Origin of the sequence: Photobacterium iliopiscarium, assembly GCF_003026395.1 — a bacterium.
GTDB classification, from domain to species: domain Bacteria; phylum Pseudomonadota; class Gammaproteobacteria; order Enterobacterales; family Vibrionaceae; genus Photobacterium; species Photobacterium iliopiscarium.
On the sequence record NZ_PYOO01000001.1, the window covers coordinates 483,586 to 504,707 of the forward strand.

Sequence of the window (21,122 nt, forward strand, 5' to 3'; positions counted from 1 at the left end):
ACTGTTAAATATAGCTCATCAAAGATGGTATTTTTTGTATTTGAATATACCGTTAGATAACACAACGGTCGCAATGAGTGCGACCGTTATAGGTTAGAAAAGAGAGTTATTAACGTTAATTAAACACTAAATTGGCTGATCAAGTTTGTCGTAACTACGTAGCTTATAATTGATGATCGACAGAACCCAGCAACCAACAAATATCGCGATAACACCAATACCAACCATTCCAAAGTGATCGGTCATGGTATTAATACCATCCCAAAACGAACCGCTTAATTTAAAACTTGATGCGATAGCACTTAATGCTTCTAAGCCTCCGATGATCAATGCCACAATCACAGAAATGCCCGTAATGGTCATATTGTAATAAAGCTTACGCGACGGTTTTGAGAATGCCCAACCATAAGCACCGATCATAACTAGATTATCTAGGGTATCAATTAACGACATGCCGACAGTAAATAAGATCGGGAAGATCATGATTAGCCAAATATTCATTCCTTGAGAAGCATTAGTCGCTGAAAGTGCTAATAAGGTAATTTCGGTCGCAGTATCAAAGCCTAAGCCAAACAGAAAACCAATAAAATACATGTGCCAGCTTTTATTGATAAATTTAAATGAAAAATGGAATAATTTATTTAATGGACCGCTTAATTGAATATTTAAATCTGCATCTGTTGGACGAATGCCTTGTTTATAAGCATTGAATTTTTTATAAACTGAAAGAAAAATTCGAAGGTTGATATAGGCCATAATTAATAAAAATAGAATAGAAACACTGGTGCCTATAATGCCGCCAATATCACTGATAAATGGAATTTTTGATTTAAATGTGCCAACGGTTAATGCAATAGCTGCCGCGGCTAACATCACAATAGTTGAATGACCTAATGAGAAAAAAGTACCGATGGTGATGGGTTTTTTGCCCTGTTCCATCATTTTTCGAGTCGTGGTATCTATAGCAGCAATATGATCAGCATCTACTGCGTGGCGTAAACCTAAAGACCATGCCAGTAGTGACATACCGAGCATTTCAGGGTGCTGATAAAAGGCAGCAACAGCAATAATCCACACTGTTATATTGATCAATATAAGGCTAGATACCAGCCATATCGCATTTTTTTTCGTGTTATCGCTGTTTTTAATAATGGTTATCATTCTCTTTTCTTTTGGTTGTTATGTTAATTTCAATATTGTTTTAATTTAATTAAATTGTCTTTTTTCATTAGGTTATGTTTTTTTAGTTCTAATTATAATGCCACTTTTTATATGTGGTTTATTGTTTCTTTGCCATTATAAACATCCCTTTGACGTATGTATTTAATTTTTAAAGGTTGTTATCTCGATAAAAGTAGCACAGTATATTTTGGCTCTCTCAATACAAAAATAATTTAAAAATAATAAATAAAGGTGAATGTTATGCCAGTAACGATTGAAGGTAAAAAACTATCAGTATTAGGTCAATTTCCACAAGTTGGACAACAAGCGCCAGAGTTTACACTTTGTGGTGCAGATCTTAGTGATTTGACACTGAGTTCATTTAAAGGAAAGAAGGTTGTTTTAAATATTTTTCCAAGTGTTGATACACCTGTTTGTGCGATGAGTGTACGCGCGTTTAATCAAATGGCGGCGGATATTGATAATACAGTTGTGCTTTGTATTTCAGCCGATCTTCCATTTGCTGCAAGTCGTTTCTGTGCAGCAGAAGGGATTGAAAATGTTAAAACAGCGTCATTTTTCCGTGAGCCTCAGTTTACCCAAGCATATGGTGTAAATATTAATGAAGGGCCATTAAAAGGTTTAGCTGCGCGTGCTGTGATTATTTTAAATGAAGATGGTCAAGTGACTTACAGTGAACGTGTTGCAGAGATCAAACATGAACCTAATTATGAAGCTGCAATGGCTGCTTTACGCTAAGAATTACCTTTTATAGCTTGTAGGGCTAGAGGGGGATTTTCAGTTAATTATTAAAGTCGTTATATGTTATATGCATATAACGGCTTTTTTATGCGTAAAAAATAAAACTGTGATATTGAGTCCAAAGAAAGCTTTAAAGGAATATGCGTTATGTCACAGCGAATAATTGCGGTTACAAAAAGCCAGTGAATGCGTAATTAATCCTATATATCCTATCACTAAGTTTATTGATAATTCAGTTAGAATTTTTCAATCGTAGTTGTCGATATAACAATCTACAGCTAACGAAATAAGCTAGGGAATGGATATGTCGACAATGAAAATAATGCCTTTGGCACTGATGGTCGCAGCAGTATTAGCTGGATGTAATGATGAAACGATAAATAATACGACCATTGTGCCAGATAAAGATCGACCTACGATTGAGTTAACGGGTAACACTAAATTTGTCGACCCATTTATTGGTACTGGCTTTAATGGTCATACTTTTCCGGGGGCAGTGGTACCTGAAGGTATGATGCAGCTTTCACCCGACACTGAATTGATGGGGTGGCATTCTTCATCGGGTTATCATTACGATAAAGATACGTTATTTGGTTTTTCTCATACTCATCTAAGTGGTACTGGTATGGGGGGATTAGGCGATATTCTATTTTTACCGTTTACCGAAGATAATCAAAAATATATCGAAGATAATGATGATTACCGTAACGCTATTTCAGTGAAAATGGATAAAACAACTGAACATGCTGAAGTTGGCTACTACAGCGTAGAAATTGCAGACAATGATATTAAAGCCGAGCTAACCGCTTCTGAACGGGTTGGTTTTCATCGTTATACCTATCCTCAAGATGCTGATCAGAAATTAAAAATTGATTTAAACTCTATATTAAACAGTGATTGGGGCTCTACGTCATTACGTAATCAATTAACGGTCAGTGGTGATGGTTATACGATCACGGGTGAAAGAGATGCCGCACATTTTTCTGGATGGGCTAAAAATCAAAAAATATTCTTCTATGCGACCTTTGATAAAAAAATTAAGAACGTTGTTATTCTGGCTAACGGTAAGCCTGTCGATGGATTAACTGCCGAGCATACATCAGCGTTACTGCATGATGAAACGGGTAAACCAGTGAAGCGTACTAAAGCTGATGTTACCGCATATGTGGAATTTGAAGCTGGTGATACCCAAGTTGTTAATGCCGCTGTTGCAATCTCTGCCGTGAGTGCTGATGGTGCTAAAGCAAACCATGATGCAGAAGCTCATCAATCATTTGATGAAGCTCGCGCCAGTGCCGTTAAAAAATGGCAACGAGCATTAAATTTTGATGTAAAAGGTGGTACGCCAGAGCAAAAAGAAATTTTCTATACCGCGCTTTACCATACAAAAATAGCCCCTCAAGTGCATCAAGATGTTAGTGGTGAGTTTAGAGGCATGGGTAAAGGTTCAATTCGTAATGGCGAAGGTGAGTATTCTATTGCTTATGGTCAAGCAACGCCTGAACAACCAAACTTTTCGGTGTATTCATTATGGGATACCTTCCGTGCGTTACATCCATTAAAAACCATTACTGAGCCTGAACGTGCCGTTCAATATGCCAAGAATATGGTTCAGAAATGGCGGGAAAGTGGTTTATTGCCTAAGTGGGAACATCTAGGGGATGAAACAGGCACCATGATTGGTTATCCCGCGGTTGCTGTTATTGCTGATGCGATCACCAAGTTTCCGAATGAATTTACACAACAAGAAAAACAACAAGCACTGCAAGCTGCGGTTGAATCATCCACTTATGATAACTATGCAACATTAGCGCAAGAGTGGGATCTTGATGTATTAAAACGTGTTCTACCTGATGCCATCAAATTTTCTCAGCAACAAGGTTTTGTACCTGTCGCGAATGAAAATGCTGAAAATATTAAAGAATCGGTATCTTACGGCTTAGAAAATGCATTTTATGATTGGGCTATTGCACAAATTGCTAAATCTGCGGGTAATACTGACATTGAGCAACAATATTTAGCGCGATCAAAAGCATTTGAACGTTACTTTGATAACAATCCAACTGAATATGCCAAGCATGGCGTAACTGGTTTTATGCGTCCATTAACCATTGATGGTGAGTTTATTTCACCATTTGATCCGTATAATACGGCTCATGAATCAGGTCCTTATGCAGAAGGTAATGCATGGCAATGGACTTGGTTTGTACCGCATGATATTAAAGGCCTTCAAGATGAGATGGGCGGGCAAGCTGCGTTTGCGAAAAACTTAGATGCCACCTTTACTGCGGTGAGTGAAGGTACAGAAACGGCTGATATGTCGGGAATGATTGGCCAAGTAGCCTTTGGTAATGAGCCATCACACCATATTCCATACCTTTATAACTGGACCGCAGAGCCTTGGAAAACCCAAGAAGTGGTCGATTATATTTTAGATGAAATGTACTTCGCAGAACCTGCTGGCATTATTGGTAATGAAGATGTTGGTTCTATGTCGGCATGGTATGTGATGTCTGCAATGGGTTTCTATCAAGTTAATGCCGCAGCACCTATATATACTGTTGGACGGCCGTTATTTGATGAAGTACGTTTACCTGTAAAAGACGGTTTCTTTACAGTTAAAGCGATTAATAATGCCGATGATAATATGTATATAAAATCGGTATCAATTAATGGTAAGCAGTTAGATAACGGTTTGTTCTTTAATCACTCCGAATTTAAAGTAGGTGGTGAACTTAAATTTGTGATGACAGGTGATAAATCTCAAGCTATGCAAGCTTCATTCATTGAATAATTAGAGTTAATTAACTAAACAAATAAATAAATAAAGAAAATAATCGGCAGTCATTTATATTTAATGGCTGCTTTTTTATATATTAATATTATTGATTATTACGTTGAACCAATGTCACAAAAATATAAGTTGGTGATAAAAATCCAGTAAATGTTCTTTTTTGCTACTATTTAAATAGAGTGTTTATTTTTATTATTAATCGAATGTAAAGTGAGTTGATATTTATCTAACTCGTTACCCAACTATCAATAATATAGGTCGATAATAATGATAAATAAACTGAGTCCAATAGCATTTTCTATTGCATTAGCGATGGGGTTAGTTGGTTGTAATTCTGATGATACATCGGTATCTAAAGATAATATCACTCCAGTTTCAGACGTATATTTACAATATGTAAACCCTTTTATTGGTACTGGTGCTGATGGTCATACTTTCCCTGGTGCAGTATATCCATCGGGAATGGTACAGTTAAGCCCAGATACTGAGATGGATGGTTGGGGCTCTGCTGCTGGTTATTTTGATCATGGCAAGCAACAAGATATTCCAGTGTATGGTTTTTCACATACTCATTTAAGTGGTACTGGCATTACTGATTTAGGCGATATACTTGTCCTACCGTTTACTGAAAAAAATAACGCAACTTATAATACCTTTGATAAAGCGAATGAAATTGCAGAAGCGGGTTATTATTCCGTTGAATTAAACCGTGGTGATATAAAAGCGGAATTAACCACAACAGCACGTGTGGGTTATCATAAATATACCTTCGCTGAAGGGACTACTCCATTTATTAAATTCGATTTAGATCATACGTTAAACAAGAGTTGGGGTAATCGTACCACTGTCGGTAATATTGAAATAATTGATGAATATACTATTCGAGGTCAACGTAGTTCAGATGGTTGGGCAAATAATCAACATGTCTATTTCTATGCTAAATTTAATCAACCGATTGTGAAAGCAACCGCATTAATTGATGGGGTTGAAACGAGTGTTAAATTAAATAATGATAATATTGAAGCGGTTAAAACCATTGCTTATTTAGAGTTTGCACCGACAGATCAACCATTAGAATTAAAAGTGGGTCTATCTCCTACGGGCATTGACGGCGCAGAGAAAAACCTTAATGCAGAAGTACCTGCGTGGGGCTTTGATACTGTACTAGCCCAATCTCAACAGGCATGGCATAACGAGTTAGCCAAGGTTGAGGTTGAAGGTGGCACTGAAGATCAAAAACAGATTTTCTATACCGCGTTATACCATGCTTCTATTGCGCCAATGATTTTCCAAGATGTGGATGGTCAATATCGTGCAATGCGAACCCAAGAAATCAAAGATGCAGGGGATACACCTAACTATTCAGTGTATTCAATGTGGGATACTTTCCGTGCTTTCCATCCGTTACAAACGATTATTAATCCACAACGTGCGACAGAATATGCCAATGATTTAATTCGTAAATATAAAGATGGCGGTATGTTACCTAAGTGGGAATTACAAGGCTATTATACGGGGACGATGATTGGTTTTCCGGCTATTTCAATTATTGCTGATGCAATGGCAAAGGATTTAAAGGTTAATGCGCAAGATGCATTAGACGCGGCAGAATTTACCGCGCGTTATCATGAGAAAAGTGAATTTCCAGATTGGACTGACGATCAAAACATTGGTGCTGCAAACGTGGTGCAAGTGAAGGTTTATGAACAAAATAAATATGTTCATCATGGCTACTGGAACTCAGCATCTTATACTTTAGAGTTTGCTTATGGTGATTGGGCTGTATCAGAAATTGCGCGTATGGCAGGTGATGTAAAACTGCAAGACGAGTTTTTAAGCCGTGCTGATAACTGGTTGCAGCATTGGGATAAAGTCAGTGGCTTCTTACGTCCGAAGAATCACCCATTAAGTGTTAGTCCGAATAAACCCGCATCACAATTTAATCAGCCTATTGATGAGTCGCGCAAAGATGAATGTGTGATGATAGATGTGGTACAAACGGATGGTAGTAGCGAAGCAATGGAGCAATGCCCACTATTGCCATTTGATCCGTATTTTGTTGATGAATTTGCCTTTACTGAAGGTAATGCATGGCAGTGGAAGTTCCAGCCAATGCATGATTTTGAGCGTCTAAAGCAAGAAATTTATGCTGCTGATGTTGCTCAAAATAAACCGGATATGACACCTGAAAAATCATTCCGTGAAGACTTAGATGAGTTGTTTACTGCTCGCTCTTCAAATACTGGTGAAGAACTGCCCGATTTAACCGGTTATATTGGTCAATATATGCATGGTAATGAGCCATCGCACCATATTCCATACTTATATAATTTGACTGATGAACCTTGGAAAGCACAAGAATATTTAGATCAAATAATGAATCAGTTCTATACCACTGAACCGACAGGTTTGATTGGTAATGAAGATGTCGGCCAAATGTCAGCATGGTACATCATGAGTGCTTTAGGCTTTTACCAAGTGACGCCAGCCGATCCTACTTATTCAATTGGTCGTCCATTGTTTGATAAGGTTGCGATTGATGTGAAAGGCGGTGAATTTACCATTGTGGCTGACAATAATAGCCCAGTGAATAAGTATGTGCAGTCAGTCACCATTAATGGTCAACAGCTAGGTGCTAACCTAACCTTTAAACACAGTGATATCAAAGCCGGTGGCGAATTACGTTTTGTGATGACAGGTGATAAGAAGCAAGCATTGCAGGCGATATTTTAATTAACGAAAATTAAATGAAAATATATCGTCTTAAAATAGGTTGATGATTTTTAATGAAGGCTAAGTGCATAGCACTTGGCCTTTTTTATGCTTTTGATTTGGTGTTTATATTGCTAAGCGTAAATGTGGGCGATAATTTGCTCGCTAGGCAATAGTTTGCTCGATCCTGGGCAATAACTTGCTCAGAGTATTAGTTGAATCATTATTTTTATTTTTATTTGCTTATAATTCAATATGTTATTGTTATTTTTTAATGTGGTATGGAAGTTGCTTTAAAAGTAATGAAATTCCAATATTTTTAAGGACATTACAATGCCAACTCCATGTTATATCTCTATCCAAGGTCGTACTCAGGGCAACATCACCGCAGATGCATTCACTGCTAATTCTGTTGGTAACATTTACGTTGAAGGCCACGAAGACCAAATGCTGGTGCAAGAATTTAAGCATACCGTAACCGTGCCAACTGACCCACAGTCAGGTCAACCTGCTGGTCAACGTGTTCATAAACCTTTTAAATTTACTGTGGCATTAAACAAATCTGTTCCGTTGATGTACAACGCATTGGCATCAGGTGAAATGCTGCCAACGGTTGAACTTAAGTGGTACCGCACCTCTGTTGAAGGTAAGCAAGAGCATTACTTCACAACTACGTTAACCGATGCAACGATTGTAAATATCGACAATCAAATGCCACATTGCCAAGATTCAACCAAGGTAGATTTCACTCAGCTTATTGAAATCTCTATGGCTTACCGCAAAATTAATTGGGATCACACTGTCTCTGGCACATCTGGTGCTGATGACTGGCGTGCACCGTTAGAAGCGTAAGTATCAAATAATTATTGCCCGCACTGCCATCCAGTGCGGGCTTTTGTTGTTTATGCCTGTGCTAAGGCATTCATTCATCGCTTTAGCATAGGTTTAATTGAGGTAACATCATGGCACAACAAACAGGATTACAATTTACCTTTATCGTTGAAGGGATTGACGCGTCAACATTTGCTGTGACTGAATTTAAAGGTAACGATACGTTGTCTTTGCCTTTTTCTTTTACGATCGATTTAGCCAGCCGCAACTCAAGTTTAACGCCGCTTGAAACCATTGATCACAATGCAAAATTGACGGTTTGGCAGCACGGTGAATTACAACAGCAATGGCATGGTATTGTGCGCCAATTTTCTCAAGGCGATACCGGCCACAGCCATACAATCTATCAAGTTGAATTTGTGCCACCTTTGGCGCGGTTAGCCTTGCGTCAAAATAGCCGTATTTTCCAAACACAGACGGTGTCTGAAATTATCTCTATCTTGCTGCAAGAAATGGGGATTAATGATTATAGTTTTGCGATCAGTCGCCAATTGGTACAACGTGAATATTGCGTACAATACCGTGAAAGTGATTTAGCCTTTATCGAGAGAATTGCCGCAGAAGAAGGGATTTTTTATTACTTCAATCACGACAATAAGAAAAACACTCTTATCTTTAGTGACGATACTCAACACGCTGTCAGTCTCGTTGAGCCTCTGATTTACAACAGCCGCAGTGGTGGTAGCAGTAACGTGCCTTTTATTCGAACTTTTGCGCGTAACACTCAAATTTGCTCATCATCCGCTCAGCTAAAAGACTACAGCTTTAAAAAACCAGCTTATAGTTTTTTGCAAACTTCAGTAGCCAAAGAAGCGGATTATCAACAAGCCACCTATGAGCATTTTGATTACCCCGGTCGTTATAAAGACGATGCTAGTGGTAAGCCCTTTGTGCAGTTTCGAATTGAATCACTTCGACGCGATGCCCAAACCGCGAATGCCAAAAGTAATGTGCCCACTATTCTTCCCGGCGTAAAATTTACGCTACAAGAGCATGATGATGACACCTGTAATCGTGACTGGTTGATCATTACCGTCACCCATGTTGGTACTCAACCCCAAGCATTAGAAGAAGCCGGCGGCGAAGGAGCAACAACCTATAATAATGAGTTTGTTGTCATTGCAGCTCATCGTCCTTGGCGTCCGCCGTTTAATGCCAAACCCACCGTTGATGGCCCACAAATCGCGATGGTTGTTGGGCCTGAGGGTGAAGACATTTATTGTGATGCATTTGGGCGTGTCAAACTTCAATTTCCTTGGGATCGTTACAGTAACAGTGATGATAACGCCAGCTGTTGGGTTCGCGTTTCACAAGGTTGGGCGGGTAGCCAATATGGTATGGTTGCCCTGCCTCGTGTTGGCCATGAAGTGATTGTCAGTTTTTTAGAAGGCGATCCTGATCAACCGATCATCACAGGCCGTACTTATCACTCCACTAATCAACCTCTGCCCATAAGACCCGCACTGTTTTACGCACTGAAACCCACCAAGGTGATGGTTATAACGAACTGCGTTTTGAAGACCAAGCTGGCAAAGAAGAAATCTACGTTCGAGCTCAAAAAGATGTCAATGTCTTAGTTGAAAACGACCGTACCGACAACATTAAACATGATTTACACCTTGATGTAGAAAATGAACGTTTTAGCCATATTAAAGTGAATGATCATTTAACGGTTGATGGTGAAAGTCGCCACCATGTTAAAGGTGATCAAACATTGATGATCGACGGCACATTACATCTTAAACAGGGTAAAGCGATATTGAATGATGCGGGTAATGAGATTCATATTAAAGCCGGTAATAAAGTTGTGATTGAAGCTGGTGCTGAAATTACATTAAAAGCAGGCGGTAGCTTTATCAAAATAGACGCGTCGGGTGTGTCATTCGTCGGGGCGGCAGTGAATTTAAACTCAGGTGGAAATGCAGGCAGTGGCTCAGGCTATGCGGGTGTTTCTCCGTTATTACCCGGCGCGGTTGAAGCTGCCGTGGCATTAGCTGCAATAACACTCATAAATTGGCCGCAGCAACTTGAGGCCATGAAAGGAAAAGTACCCGTTTGTGAAGTGTGTATGGAGAATGCACAATGAGTTTTAGCCTTCAACTCCCTAAGCCGATCCCCGACTTTGACATTCTTAGTCATGAAGCGTGTTTTCTTATTCTTGATGGTAGCCAAATTGAAAAACTTGAGTTGTTATTACTGCAACAAGATTTGCAACCTCAAGCTATTTGCCCGTTACGCTTTTTACCATTAAGAGAAGTATCACCATTCATCATTAAGCTAACACCAACCGCGATGTCTTGGTTTACTCAATATAATCAGGCAAATGTGGGATATATCATTAGTAGTGATGCCAATATCGACCAGCTTGCCACCATACTATCGGACTTCTTTGAAGTTCTTTCGCCATATGGCTCTAAGGTTTTTTTTAAAGTCGGCCAACCAGAGGCAATGAATGTGATCTTAAACGATCAAGAATGTTATCTCTGGACTGCTATATCCAAAGCTTGGTTGCCAACCCGCGAGGGATGGATTTCTCTTTGTCATGACGAAAACATAGATATTAAAGAGAAACCTAAGGCCTATCACTTATCAGATCAACAGTGGAAACAATTAGGTGATATCACTCGCCGTAATACCGTCGAAAAAGTACATCAACATTTGAGTACCTACTTTCCTGAGGCGCTTCAACAACACAATTATCCTTTACTTTGGATAACGGAATGGGTGCAAAATGCCCATGATATGCAGTTTGAAACGTAAGCGTCTTTAAATCGACGCATACTAACTGACTCTCAACTTCGTTACCCTCCTCTCATTGTTATTTTTTATTGAAGATATTATGGGAAAACATCGCACTCACTCCGAATGGCTGCATCTAGTTCAAAAATATTACGCGAGTAATATTCCTCTTGAGCAGTTTTGCGGTATGAATAATATTAACCCCAACACTTTTGCCAATATAAACGCTCACTTAGACCACTAATGGAAGAAGAAGAGGAGGAGCTCCTATCTCCTTTTGCTTTAGTTAAACGCGATGAAGTTGATGAAGAAGACAATGTCTTCTTTCCTCCTGAAAATCATCAAGTATTAAATATTCAAGCTGGGGCGTTGCAACTTTCTTTACCTGCTTCGACATCACCACAATGGCTTGCCATGTTGATAAAAGAGGTCATCAAATGAAAATGTTTGTCGATATCTCAATGATTTACCTTCATAAAGCGCCCGTGGACTTTAGAAAAGGAATTAATGGTCTTAGCATGATTGTTGAACAACAGATGGTCATCTCTCCATTTTCTGATGCACTCTTTGTTTTTTGCAATCGACAGAATGATAAAATAAAGGTGTTGTATTGGGACCGGAATGGATTTTGCCTATGGCAAAAACGCCTTGAGGAAGATAAATTCACCTGGCCTAAAAAAATGACCGGAGCAACCGTTTCTTTGACTGAAGAGCAATGGCACTGGCTTCTTAACGGACTCGACATTGACAAAATGCAACCTCATAAGTCTATTCACTATCAAAGTCTAAATTAAGGAGTAGATATTGCTTCGTAAATGGCAATAAACTAAGAGCGCCAAACGTATTATGCTGATATTTTTGTTCACACTATGAATAAAAAATTATCCCATAAAAGTAATGAGCTTGTTTTACTTCGAGCGTTATTTGCAGAAAAAGAAGCTCAAAATAATGAACTTCAACTCACCGTTGATAAACTTAATGACGCTTTGAAAGAAAGTGAAGCTCGTTATCAATCTCTTTTGGAAAAAATGCAGCTTGCTCGTCACCGACAATTTGGCGCGAGCAGTGAATCTTTACCTAAGGAAGATTGTGTTTTCAATGAAGCTGAAGAAGTAAGCTCAGACACTGAAGATGAAGATGAAGAGTTTGAGGTTGAAGACAATACCAGCCTTAAGCCGCATTTTAAGCCTAAGGGGCGTCAACGACTGCCAGAAGACTTACCTCGTGAACGAGTTATCGTTGACGTACCAGAAGAAGAGAAAACGTGTTCATGTTGTCAGGTCGCGCTGTCTTCCATGGGGGAGGATACGTCTGAAAAACTGGTATATGTTCCTGCTAAACTCTATGTTGAAGTCACTGTTCGACCTAAATATGTCTGTCGCCTGTGCGAAACTAAAGGTGAAAAAACAACGATTGTAATGGCAACGCCCCCAGCGTCTATCATCCCGAAAGGCATCGCTACCCCTTCCTTATTAGCTCAAATCATTACGCATAAGTATCACTATGCACTGCCACTTTATCGACAAGAATCCTTATTTCGTCAGTATGGGATAACATTAAGTCGCAAAACGATGAGTCAATGGATACTGCGTTGTGCTGACGCGTTTGAGCCTTTAATGGCTCATTTAAAAGCCAATTTACTGACTCAACCAGTATTGTTTGCCGATGAGACTACCTTGACAGTATTGGAAGACCCCAAAAAGAAAAGTTATATCTGGTTATATGGCTGTGGCTCAGACAGAGGGGGCTGCGCTGAACATCCTGGTATTGTGTTATTTGATTATCAGGATGGAAGTCGAGGGCACGACTGCCCAATCAGTTACTTATCAGGATATGGGGGTTACCTGCACGTTGATGGATACAGTGCATATGAAAAAACTGACTCGATACTGGTTGGCTGTTTAGCTCATGCTCGACGTAAATTCGTTGAGGCAGAGAATTGTCTACCTAAAGGTAGGCAAGGTAAAGGTGGAAAAACGCAATGGGCCTTGAATTGGTTTCAAAAAATTTATCGTATAGAGAAAGAAATCAAAGAGCTCAGCTCTGAGAGTAAATACACAATACGGCAATCTCAATCGAAGGCATTACTTGACACTTTCAAAAAATGGCTCGATAAATCAGTAACAGAGGTGCCTCCGAAAAGTAAGTTAGGGGAGGCGATTAGATACACTCTAAACCAATGGTCTAAATTGAACCGTTTTATTGATGACGGACAATTAAGTATCGATAACAATCGCGCAGAGCGCTCAGTCAGGCCGTTTACGGTAGGTAGAAATAACTGGCTCTTCTCTAACACGCATAGAGGAGCTAGAGCAAGTGCCGTGCTTTATAGTTTAATAGAAACAGCAAAAGCGAATGATTGTGAGCCTTACGCTTATTTGGAGTATGTCCTTCATGAGATACCGAAGTTAAAGAGTGACGATGATTTAACTCATTTATTGCCTTGGAATATCCCTAAGATCACAAGACAAGATCATAATATTTAATCCCTCAAAATGACAAATACCGCCTTAACTGGCGGTATTTGTGTTGATTTTTAAAGTCAACGAGTCGATTTAAAGACGCTTACAGTTAAGGTCTTTGAACGTGAATAAAGGTGATAAATATTGAGTCGGTACATGAGTGATAAAAATCTATTAATCAAATAGTTAACCCTCTAAACGTACACTTTCGTTCCGTTGGACCTCAAACCCCGTATACCCCTAAATCGCTTATCTAATGATAAATAAAAAAGGTGACCTATTATGGGTCACCTTATCTTCATTGTCGCTATTTAATCATGTCGTAAATCAGACATCATCACAGATAAATATAATTACCTCGTTATAGGATAAGCACTCACCAATTTGAAATGTTCTGCTGTTTTTGTCCCTTTTCTACCAATACCAGTTGTTATAACCACCTCTATCGCCGTTGCAAAACGAACAAAACTAGTATCTTTTTTCCCTGATGACAACCAATCATCCCTGTCTGCTCGAGATTGGAAACCAGCCCCAACATTTTTCCCAAAGTCATAAGTAAACTTAAAGCTTTTGCCACTAATATCATCTTTTTTTAGAAACGTGTCTTGTTGATATAATGTATTCCTTATATCCTTTGTGTGGGCTTTAGGCACAGAGCCGACTTGTAAGTCATAACTCTCTCTATTTGGCCTATGCACATTAGGTTCAAAAATATCATACTTCAACGTTTTCGTTGGTGCTTTTTGTAACTCATTTCTTTTTTCACTAGCAGCTATATAGCTAGAAGGTTTTCCTTTTTTAATTACTTCAGTAATTAACTTCTCAGACTCTGCTCTACTAAAAAATGCAGCACTTCCTATATTGTGATCCTTAAGAATATCATATCTCCGGGAAGCCCAATCAAGAGCGCTTTTTCCAGTTGGTGGGACATGTCTATTTAACGCATGTCCACCTATAATGCCCCCATCAGAAGGAGGTCCTTTGCGTTCCTCATGTTCAGATAAATTTATCTGAACACCTACAACCTCTTTTAATCGACCTAACCTTCCTATATCCTTAACTTTTTTAAAATCAGAATAGAGCCCTTCCTCATCGGCTAAATTTATCGGATTATTCCTTACCATCCTGTACAGATTTAACCCATCTATGGCGCCTGCCGGGTCTGAAGAAAGCCATCGACCCACCCAAGGCTGATAGTATCGATAACCGTAGTAATAAAGCCCAGTTGCATCACGCTCTTTGCCCGAATAGCGGACCGTTTTATACTTCACTTCCACTTGACTGCGCGCCGTTAAAATAGCAGTACCACCATACGGATAATATTCTTCCATACTGATGACGTGACCACTGTTGTCTACCTCTAGATTGCTGCTACCGATAAGACTGTCGTAACTGTACCTTATTTGGTCATTACTTATCTCTTCTGGCTTGCCCTTTTCCCAGTGCAACACTCGTACCTGAGCCCGACCTGCCTCACCCACGGTAATAACCTGCAAGCTTTCCGTTTCTGTGTTGTCCTGCGCTGCGTAACGTAACTCTACCCCTGGTAAATAAAGCGCCCGCAATGTATGTACACTGTTCGCTGCCTTTTGTTTGCTGACTTTTAAAAGGCGTTGGCTGCCTGCATCATAGCGATAACTCTCTACGTCATCTACGTCATCTACGTCACCATCGCGCACCACTGGCGTTACCTTCAACAATTCATTGCGCGGCGTCCAGATAAGGTATTGCCCTGGTTGCAGTTGGTTTTGTTGACCGCCCACGGTAAAGAAAGAATCGACGTCCGAAGGATTTGCCGTCAACGTACTCTGTACACTTCGGTTGCTGCTGTCGCTTACAGTCATCGTGGTTGTATAGTTATTGTTCGTTGCCGGCGAACTGTGCTTGACCTGTGTCAGGTTACCCACTTCGTCATAAGTATAAGTGCGGGTATAGTTTGTGTACGCTGAGCTGTCTGAAGAGAAAGGGATTATTGCAGACGGTAAGTGACTGTTTTGCTGACCGGCATTGGCCATTTCACGGCCAGTAGCTTGGACCAACTGATAAAGACTATCGTAAGTATAAGTATTTTCCGGTACGACTTTCTGATTGCGCCAGAAGCGTGTCTCTTCTGCATCATTATGGATTTTCACCACGTTGCCTACTGGGTCGTACTCATAACGAAGGTCTTGTAACACCTTCGCACCAAGAGCATGTCCTGTAGGGCGTTCTGTTTTTATCCCGATTAAACGCTGCGTTTCTGGCTCATACGAGTATGTCGTAACCACGCCGTTACCCTGCTCTTCACGCAGTTTTTGTCCAACCGCCGAGTACGCCACGGATTCAACGATAACTTGTTCTGTGCCCTCTTTCAGCGTTAACCAACTGCCCGACATCAGGCCAGATACATCATACGCCACACGTTGTTCGTTACCTTTCGTGTCGGTCGTGGTTAATACTGTGCCTGTGGAGTCAGCTGTAGTTAGCGTGACATAATTCTCATTGCTGAGTTGGTCATTCCAAACAGAAGCGTCTCCTCCCTGCCAATCAGCTATAGCATCCGGATTATCGGCATCTTTCAACAAGCGGCGGTTAGCAGAGAGAGGGACTCCGGTAAGAGCAATGCTATTGGTCTGGGCTAAGCCAGCGGTGTCGTAGTGGCTAATGCACTGACCTGCAAGGTTTTGGGCTCTCTCCGCTTCGGTGTTATTGGCATACACAAACCGCTCTGTGATACGGGCCGTCTCCCCAGAAATTTGCTCCGTGATGCTCAGTGGACGGCCGGGTAGTGATACTTCCTCATATTGCCAAGTTCGAGTCACCGCTTGACTCCTGTCCTCCGAGCCGTCGGCAGCTGTGCTTATATTACTGACGGCAATGAAAGCCCGTCCAGCGGCATCGCTGAGACTGACTGAGGTGCCATTATCTACGCCCTGAGTACGTAGAACGTGACCTGTCAGGTCGGCTAAATAAAGAAAGTTTGCCTTTCCGCTCTGGTGCAAACGAGGGTCCGCACTCTGCTCTAAAGAGTCACGTATATTGTACTGATGATGCGTAATGCGCGTTTGCGTCGTGTTTAGCTCATCAGGGTGACGGTAGTATGCAATATCACGCACTGGCAGCCCTCGATTATCTATAACCGTGACTGAGGGGGTATTGCTGAACAAGGATGTACTCATGATATTTTCCTGTTTATACTGTACAACTCATTAAAATGAAATCATGAAGCTAGAACATGGCGGCCAGGGAAAGCCCTGACCGCTTGAGGTAGAGTTGGGATTATTTTCAATTCCTATTGTGGTTTAGCATCCCATCTCAATTGAAAACTGCTTAACATCATGCTGTATCGTTTTCATCTTCACTGACAACGAACCATGGCGTGGTGAGTGTTCGTCGTAAGTTTCCTTTTGCAGTTTCGACTTGCCATACTCGACCTAATGGATCGTAATAATGAGTATCTGCATACAAGTCTTGTCGGGCACTATCATCACGAAGATATTTCCAGCTATTCAGGAAATAAGGCTGGAATGTTCGAATCGCCTGTCCTTTGTTGTCATATTCCGTCTTACCAGACACCGCCCATCGAAAGTTCGTGTTAGCCAGTAATGGATTTCCAGCCCCGTCAGTGACAAGCGAACCATCATCTTGTCGCTGCAAAGCTTCTCCATCAACTTGACGAACTGCTGTTTGCAGTGTGCGCCCAAACCCATCCGCAAATACAGCGGTCTGTCGGACCTGTTGAGCAGCGTCGGTGTCATACCTATCAGTGGTCAGCGTGACAACATGTGGCGGCAATTTTTCCTCTCCCTCCCACGTCCAACTTTCAGGAATGTAAGTCATACTCAGGTGCACTGGTAAGGGAGCAGTTAAACTCAAAGCGCTATCCACCGTTTTGGGTGGCGTAAACGCTTTACCACTGTATCCCACGGTTTGACTATTTTCCGTACCACTAAAGCGAGCAGAGGTGACACGCCCTAAAGCATCGAACGTGACTACCTTTTGGTTATCATTCGCATCCGTCGTATGAGTCGGCGCCAAAAATCGCCAATCATAGTCGACTGTAGTTGTTAACCCAGCCGCATCTTGCATTTTTATTACGGCACAGTCGTAAGTATCTCGAGTGACGGTTGTAACCCCAGTCAGCAAAGTATCCCGGTAAGAGTTAGGAAGGGAAAAGTGCTCAAAGTCATCATACGTGGGGTAACCTTGTCGTACAGTCCAAAGCGTCAACCCTGTCTCGGTAGAGCGAGGGAACAAGTACGCTGACGATGCGTATCCAGCTTGAACAAGGGTGTTCGAGTCAACATAAGCAGAAAGTGCCTCAACCATTGCCTTATCTAAGGTAGCAACTTCATTGAATGCCACCAATGGTGGGAACGCAGGCAAAAGATTTGTCGCATTATCATCACTATCTAAGTACCAAGTTTGTTGTTGACCTACGAAGGTTGCCGTATTGTCAGCTAAAAGGTCGCTATCTGACTGCAACGACTCTAACATTAGTCCATCCTCAGGAACCTTAGTTGCCGGATATTCAAACGCATCTTCGCGTGTCGCATTAGGGAGCCCTGGCAACCAAATACCATGTTCGACATCCTGTAATAAATGCATACTGTACTGTGCTTGCGTGAAGCGTAATTTTTGTTGCTGTGTATCGAAGCTATCAGCAAACAGAGTCGCAGGTAAGCTATCAGGATATGGACTGTCTGTGGGTTGAATACGACGCGGGTAATGGATGTTAACTTGACTCAACGGCAGTCCATACTCATCACTGCTCATTAACACTTGTTGAGTGCACTGAGGATCACTGCTGACGCGTTCGTAATAATAGTTACGACGCTCAATCTCATGAGGCCAAATAACCGGGAAGGTGCTGCTTGAATCAACTAAACGTATTTGTGGTCGAGCTTCTGTCACCGTGTAGGGTATTTCTGCCTGATTGCTGTTGTCATCACCGTATAATTCACTACGTAATAACACGCCCTTCAACCCACGGTTTAGCCAAAAAAGTGTACTATCATCGGGAGTCAGCGTCTGTTCATTGTCGCCACTACCACTGGTAAAGCGAGGGGTATATCCAGTAAAAGCAGCACTGTCACCTGACCAAAACTCCTTCACTAATGCCTTGTCCACTTCAGATAAACCTGTCGCGTACCAACTCCGAGTGATAGTCGGCATACTTATTTCAGCCGCACTGCCTTGCGCGGTCAAAATATCAGTATCACAAACTTCAACAAAACCAAACCCGCGAAACTCCTTCTCTCTACCATCCCAAACTCCGTGTCGATAACTAGCGGTGCTAACCAAACGATTACCAGTGACTTCATCGGTGATCTCTGTGCATTGCAGTGTATGCTGTGGAAATGGCAGATAACATGCCGGGGTTGGAAGTGCTTGCGCCAAACAGTTTGCCTTTTCATCCAGCCAGTATTGGGCAGAACTTCGGTAGGTTAGTGTATGATTTGCCCCCATATTATTGTTCATCCCTTTCAAGAGCCAAGGTTTAGCCTCTGATAAATGGCACACCCAATGTTGTACCGTGAGATGAGGAATGGTCATGATTAGGCTGGCGACGCCCAAGCCTTGAATGTCAGCCAGTTGTAGAGTACATGTACGATCATATTGAGTACCTTCAGGCAGCGATACGCTGAATGGTTCAGCAAACTGGTTACCACTCTGATTAAGATAAATCAGGAGGTGGTCATGTTGTGCGTATATTAGGTCGGTGGTGCCTGATCCATCGATGTCAGCCAGATAAAGTTGAGCAGGGTTAAAGCTATCGCTAGGTTGACTAAACCCAGACATCTTGATGGGTTCGCTAAAGCCACCATGTCCTAAATTGGGCCAATAACGAACACTATCTGCACAAATTTCCACTAAATGCTGTTGACCACTACCCGCCATATCACTAAAAGCCACTAACGTTCGTTCATCACCATTCACAACAGGCAGTGTGATACCGGCTGATTGAGCCACCGTTTGCGCCTGTTGCCAGCCGTCGCTTGTACCGCTGTATAGACGCACACTTCGGGGGCCAATGAGCACCATGTCCATCAATCCAGAGCCTGTGATGTCAGCTAATTGAGTTTGAGGGTGAGCAAACTCCGTTGGTAAAGCCGATAACGGTGTGAAGGTTTGCCATTCTCGTTCCGGCGTTCGCTTATAATGCCCAGACATGCTCGGACTTGTCACTACCCATTCAAGATACCCGTCTCCGTCAAGGTCCATAAGCATTCCTCCGCTTTGCAAGGAAGGAATGGATGGCAGAGGAGATGAATTCTCCCAAGTCACGGCGTCCTGAGAGTCCCCTGTTTGGCGAACTGGCGCTCGATACCACCAAGCTCCTGAATCTTGATACAAAATCCCCGCCATACCTTCACCGTGCAAGTCAACCATCTGCCAAGGTTGTAATGCATTCAGGTTGCTCATATCGTGACGAGGCTGCCAAGTAGCTTCCGTTGGTGGGGTAAATTCTTGCCAATCAAATGTTTGAGGAGGAAGCGCACACATTGTGCCCGCTGGCTCATAAGCCACTTGACGCAGCGAAGCCAACGTCGTGACCGACAAGTTTTCGTTATACTCCAAAAGCAGTCTGGTAACTAACGTCATGCCATCACCAGTATTTTCCTCTCCGTTCAGAGCCGTCACATCGTGATACATTAATACTTGTCTACAAAGGCGACGCGTACGCAGTTCAAAGCCTAGCTCCCAACTAGAAAACATATCCTGTCGGCACAACCAATTCCCCTCTCCCGGAGCAAGCCAAGAGGGTTCGTTATTCACATCCACCCCTCGCTCACCATAGTCCAAGACCAATGCAAACAACCAATCAGAAGGAATTGGAGAAGCACTGATGGCCGGTAGAGTACGACCCGCTTTTTTGTTGCCATACCAAATCGCAACTGGATAACGCTGAGCAGCTGAATCTGAGTGAGCGGCGATTTCACTAGGACTACACGAGGTGTCTTCTTCAGCTCGGTACTGCCAGAATATTTGCTCACCCGTAGCGGATACGGATGACTCAATTAACCAAACCGCGTTCTGGTTCGAAACCGTAGAGTGATTAATGCGAGCCTGTTTCTGATATCCCAGTAAGTGTACTTGGCCATCAGAGGTGTAGATCACCCAAAAAGTGGTCGCAGCACTCGAAGAGGACACCCAATACTCCAAACGACTAAAATCTGTTTCGGTTCGGGAGCGGTAGGCATGGACCGTAAAGCTCTCACCAAGAGACTCTCCTAATAAAGTACTGGCTTGACGGATTTCGGGAGTTCCTCCGCTCATGACTGGCACCAATACCTCTCCATCTGGACCGACGAAGGAGTCAGTACCATCATAATGTGGCACCCCTTTATTTGTGCGAAGCCGGATAGACATCACATTGATATCCCAACCCATCCCGAACGGACTGTTGCCAGCTCGGCTGTGATAGCTCAATTGCAAAGAAGGGGCGAACCCACGCCCTGCGCTGGCTGGCAGTGGAACACTGAGCGTGGCGGCACCGTCCGGACCAGCACCGGCGATGTCTCCTTTCAGTCCACCAATGCTCCCTCCTCCTGCAGGCAGAGCAGGAGTTTCCAATTTCAGATTATTTATATTTTGCATAAATTTATCCAACCTTCCCC

General features: G+C 42.0%; 11 protein-coding genes and 2 pseudogenes. 9 read left to right on the plus strand and 4 right to left on the minus strand.

Going from position 1 to position 21,122, the window contains the following annotated elements; translation table 11 throughout:
• Positions 1-126: 126 nt before the first annotated feature.
• Positions 127-1,161 carry a HoxN/HupN/NixA family nickel/cobalt transporter gene (locus C9J51_RS02100; RefSeq protein ID WP_045037049.1) on the minus strand — a complete coding sequence of 345 codons (1,035 nt, stop codon included), beginning with the start codon at positions 1,159-1,161 and terminating at the stop codon, positions 127-129.
• A gap of 261 nt (positions 1,162-1,422) precedes the next feature.
• Here C9J51_RS02100 and tpx point away from each other — a divergent pair, with 261 nt between their 5' ends.
• From tpx to tnpC, 9 genes and pseudogenes are all read left to right on the plus strand, one after another.
• Positions 1,423-1,920: a thiol peroxidase gene (gene tpx, locus C9J51_RS02105; protein WP_045037048.1), complete on the plus strand. Its 498-nt coding sequence runs from the start codon at positions 1,423-1,425 to the stop codon at positions 1,918-1,920.
• 307 nt (positions 1,921-2,227) lie between these two features.
• Positions 2,228-4,717 (plus strand): GH92 family glycosyl hydrolase, encoded by a 2,490-nt coding sequence (locus C9J51_RS02110; protein ID WP_045039964.1) that lies wholly within the window; start codon positions 2,228-2,230, stop codon positions 4,715-4,717.
• 267 nt (positions 4,718-4,984) lie between these two features.
• Positions 4,985-7,450, plus strand: a complete 2,466-nt coding sequence (locus tag C9J51_RS02115; protein WP_045039963.1) for a GH92 family glycosyl hydrolase — start codon at positions 4,985-4,987, stop codon at positions 7,448-7,450.
• A 312-nt stretch (positions 7,451-7,762) separates the two neighbouring features.
• Positions 7,763-8,281, plus strand: a complete 519-nt coding sequence (locus tag C9J51_RS02120) for an Hcp family type VI secretion system effector (protein WP_107274825.1) — start codon at positions 7,763-7,765, stop codon at positions 8,279-8,281.
• Between the two features lie 110 nt (positions 8,282-8,391).
• Positions 8,392-10,406 (plus strand): annotated as a pseudogene (locus C9J51_RS02125) (type VI secretion system Vgr family protein).
• Entirely contained in the window at positions 10,403-11,080 is a 678-nt protein-coding gene (locus C9J51_RS02130) for a DUF4123 domain-containing protein (protein ID WP_107274826.1), read from the plus strand. Before C9J51_RS02125 ends, C9J51_RS02130 begins: the two are co-directional and overlap by 4 nt.
• A 222-nt stretch (positions 11,081-11,302) precedes the next feature.
• On the plus strand, positions 11,303-11,500 hold the full coding sequence (locus tag C9J51_RS02135; protein ID WP_045040864.1) for a hypothetical protein: 198 nt from the start codon (positions 11,303-11,305) through the stop codon (positions 11,498-11,500).
• Positions 11,497-11,853, plus strand: a complete 357-nt coding sequence (tnpB, locus tag C9J51_RS02140; RefSeq protein ID WP_012548966.1) for an IS66 family insertion sequence element accessory protein TnpB — start codon at positions 11,497-11,499, stop codon at positions 11,851-11,853. Before C9J51_RS02135 ends, tnpB begins: the two co-directional genes overlap by 4 nt.
• 75 nt (positions 11,854-11,928) lie before the next feature.
• Positions 11,929-13,545, plus strand: a complete 1,617-nt coding sequence (tnpC, locus tag C9J51_RS02145) for an IS66 family transposase (protein WP_082301591.1) — start codon at positions 11,929-11,931, stop codon at positions 13,543-13,545.
• A 329-nt stretch (positions 13,546-13,874) separates the two neighbouring features.
• On the opposite strand, the gene C9J51_RS02150 is transcribed toward tnpC, so the two are convergent.
• The 3 genes and pseudogenes from C9J51_RS02150 to C9J51_RS19615 all read right to left on the minus strand — a co-directional run.
• Positions 13,875-16,679 (minus strand): RHS repeat-associated core domain-containing protein, encoded by a 2,805-nt coding sequence (locus C9J51_RS02150; protein ID WP_082301594.1) that lies wholly within the window; start codon positions 16,677-16,679, stop codon positions 13,875-13,877.
• A 157-nt stretch (positions 16,680-16,836) separates the two neighbouring features.
• A complete protein-coding gene (locus tag C9J51_RS02155) occupies positions 16,837-19,674 on the minus strand; it encodes a toxin TcdB middle/C-terminal domain-containing protein (RefSeq protein ID WP_244907462.1) in 2,838 nt (945 codons plus the stop codon).
• A gap of 483 nt (positions 19,675-20,157) precedes the next feature.
• Positions 20,158-21,102 (minus strand): annotated as a pseudogene (locus C9J51_RS19615) (SpvB/TcaC N-terminal domain-containing protein); the annotation flags it as partial.
• Between the last annotated feature and the right edge of the window lie 20 nt (positions 21,103-21,122).

Bases quoted from the DNA above. Each gene is read 5' to 3' on its own strand.
- C9J51_RS02100 (WP_045037049.1), bottom strand. From the start codon at position 1,161: ATGATAACCATTATTAAAAACAGCGATAACACGAAAAAAAATGCGATA.
- tpx (WP_045037048.1), top strand. From the start codon at position 1,423: ATGCCAGTAACGATTGAAGGTAAAAAACTATCAGTATTAGGTCAATTT.
- C9J51_RS02110 (WP_045039964.1), top strand. From the start codon at position 2,228: ATGTCGACAATGAAAATAATGCCTTTGGCACTGATGGTCGCAGCAGTA.
- C9J51_RS02115 (WP_045039963.1), top strand. From the start codon at position 4,985: ATGATAAATAAACTGAGTCCAATAGCATTTTCTATTGCATTAGCGATG.
- C9J51_RS02120 (WP_107274825.1), top strand. From the start codon at position 7,763: ATGCCAACTCCATGTTATATCTCTATCCAAGGTCGTACTCAGGGCAAC.
- C9J51_RS02130 (WP_107274826.1), top strand. From the start codon at position 10,403: ATGAGTTTTAGCCTTCAACTCCCTAAGCCGATCCCCGACTTTGACATT.
- C9J51_RS02135 (WP_045040864.1), top strand. From the start codon at position 11,303: ATGGAAGAAGAAGAGGAGGAGCTCCTATCTCCTTTTGCTTTAGTTAAA.
- tnpB (WP_012548966.1), top strand. From the start codon at position 11,497: ATGAAAATGTTTGTCGATATCTCAATGATTTACCTTCATAAAGCGCCC.
- tnpC (WP_082301591.1), top strand. From the start codon at position 11,929: ATGAATAAAAAATTATCCCATAAAAGTAATGAGCTTGTTTTACTTCGA.
- C9J51_RS02150 (WP_082301594.1), bottom strand. From the start codon at position 16,679: ATGAGTACATCCTTGTTCAGCAATACCCCCTCAGTCACGGTTATAGAT.
- C9J51_RS02155 (WP_244907462.1), bottom strand. From the start codon at position 19,674: ATGTCTGGGCATTATAAGCGAACGCCGGAACGAGAATGGCAAACCTTC.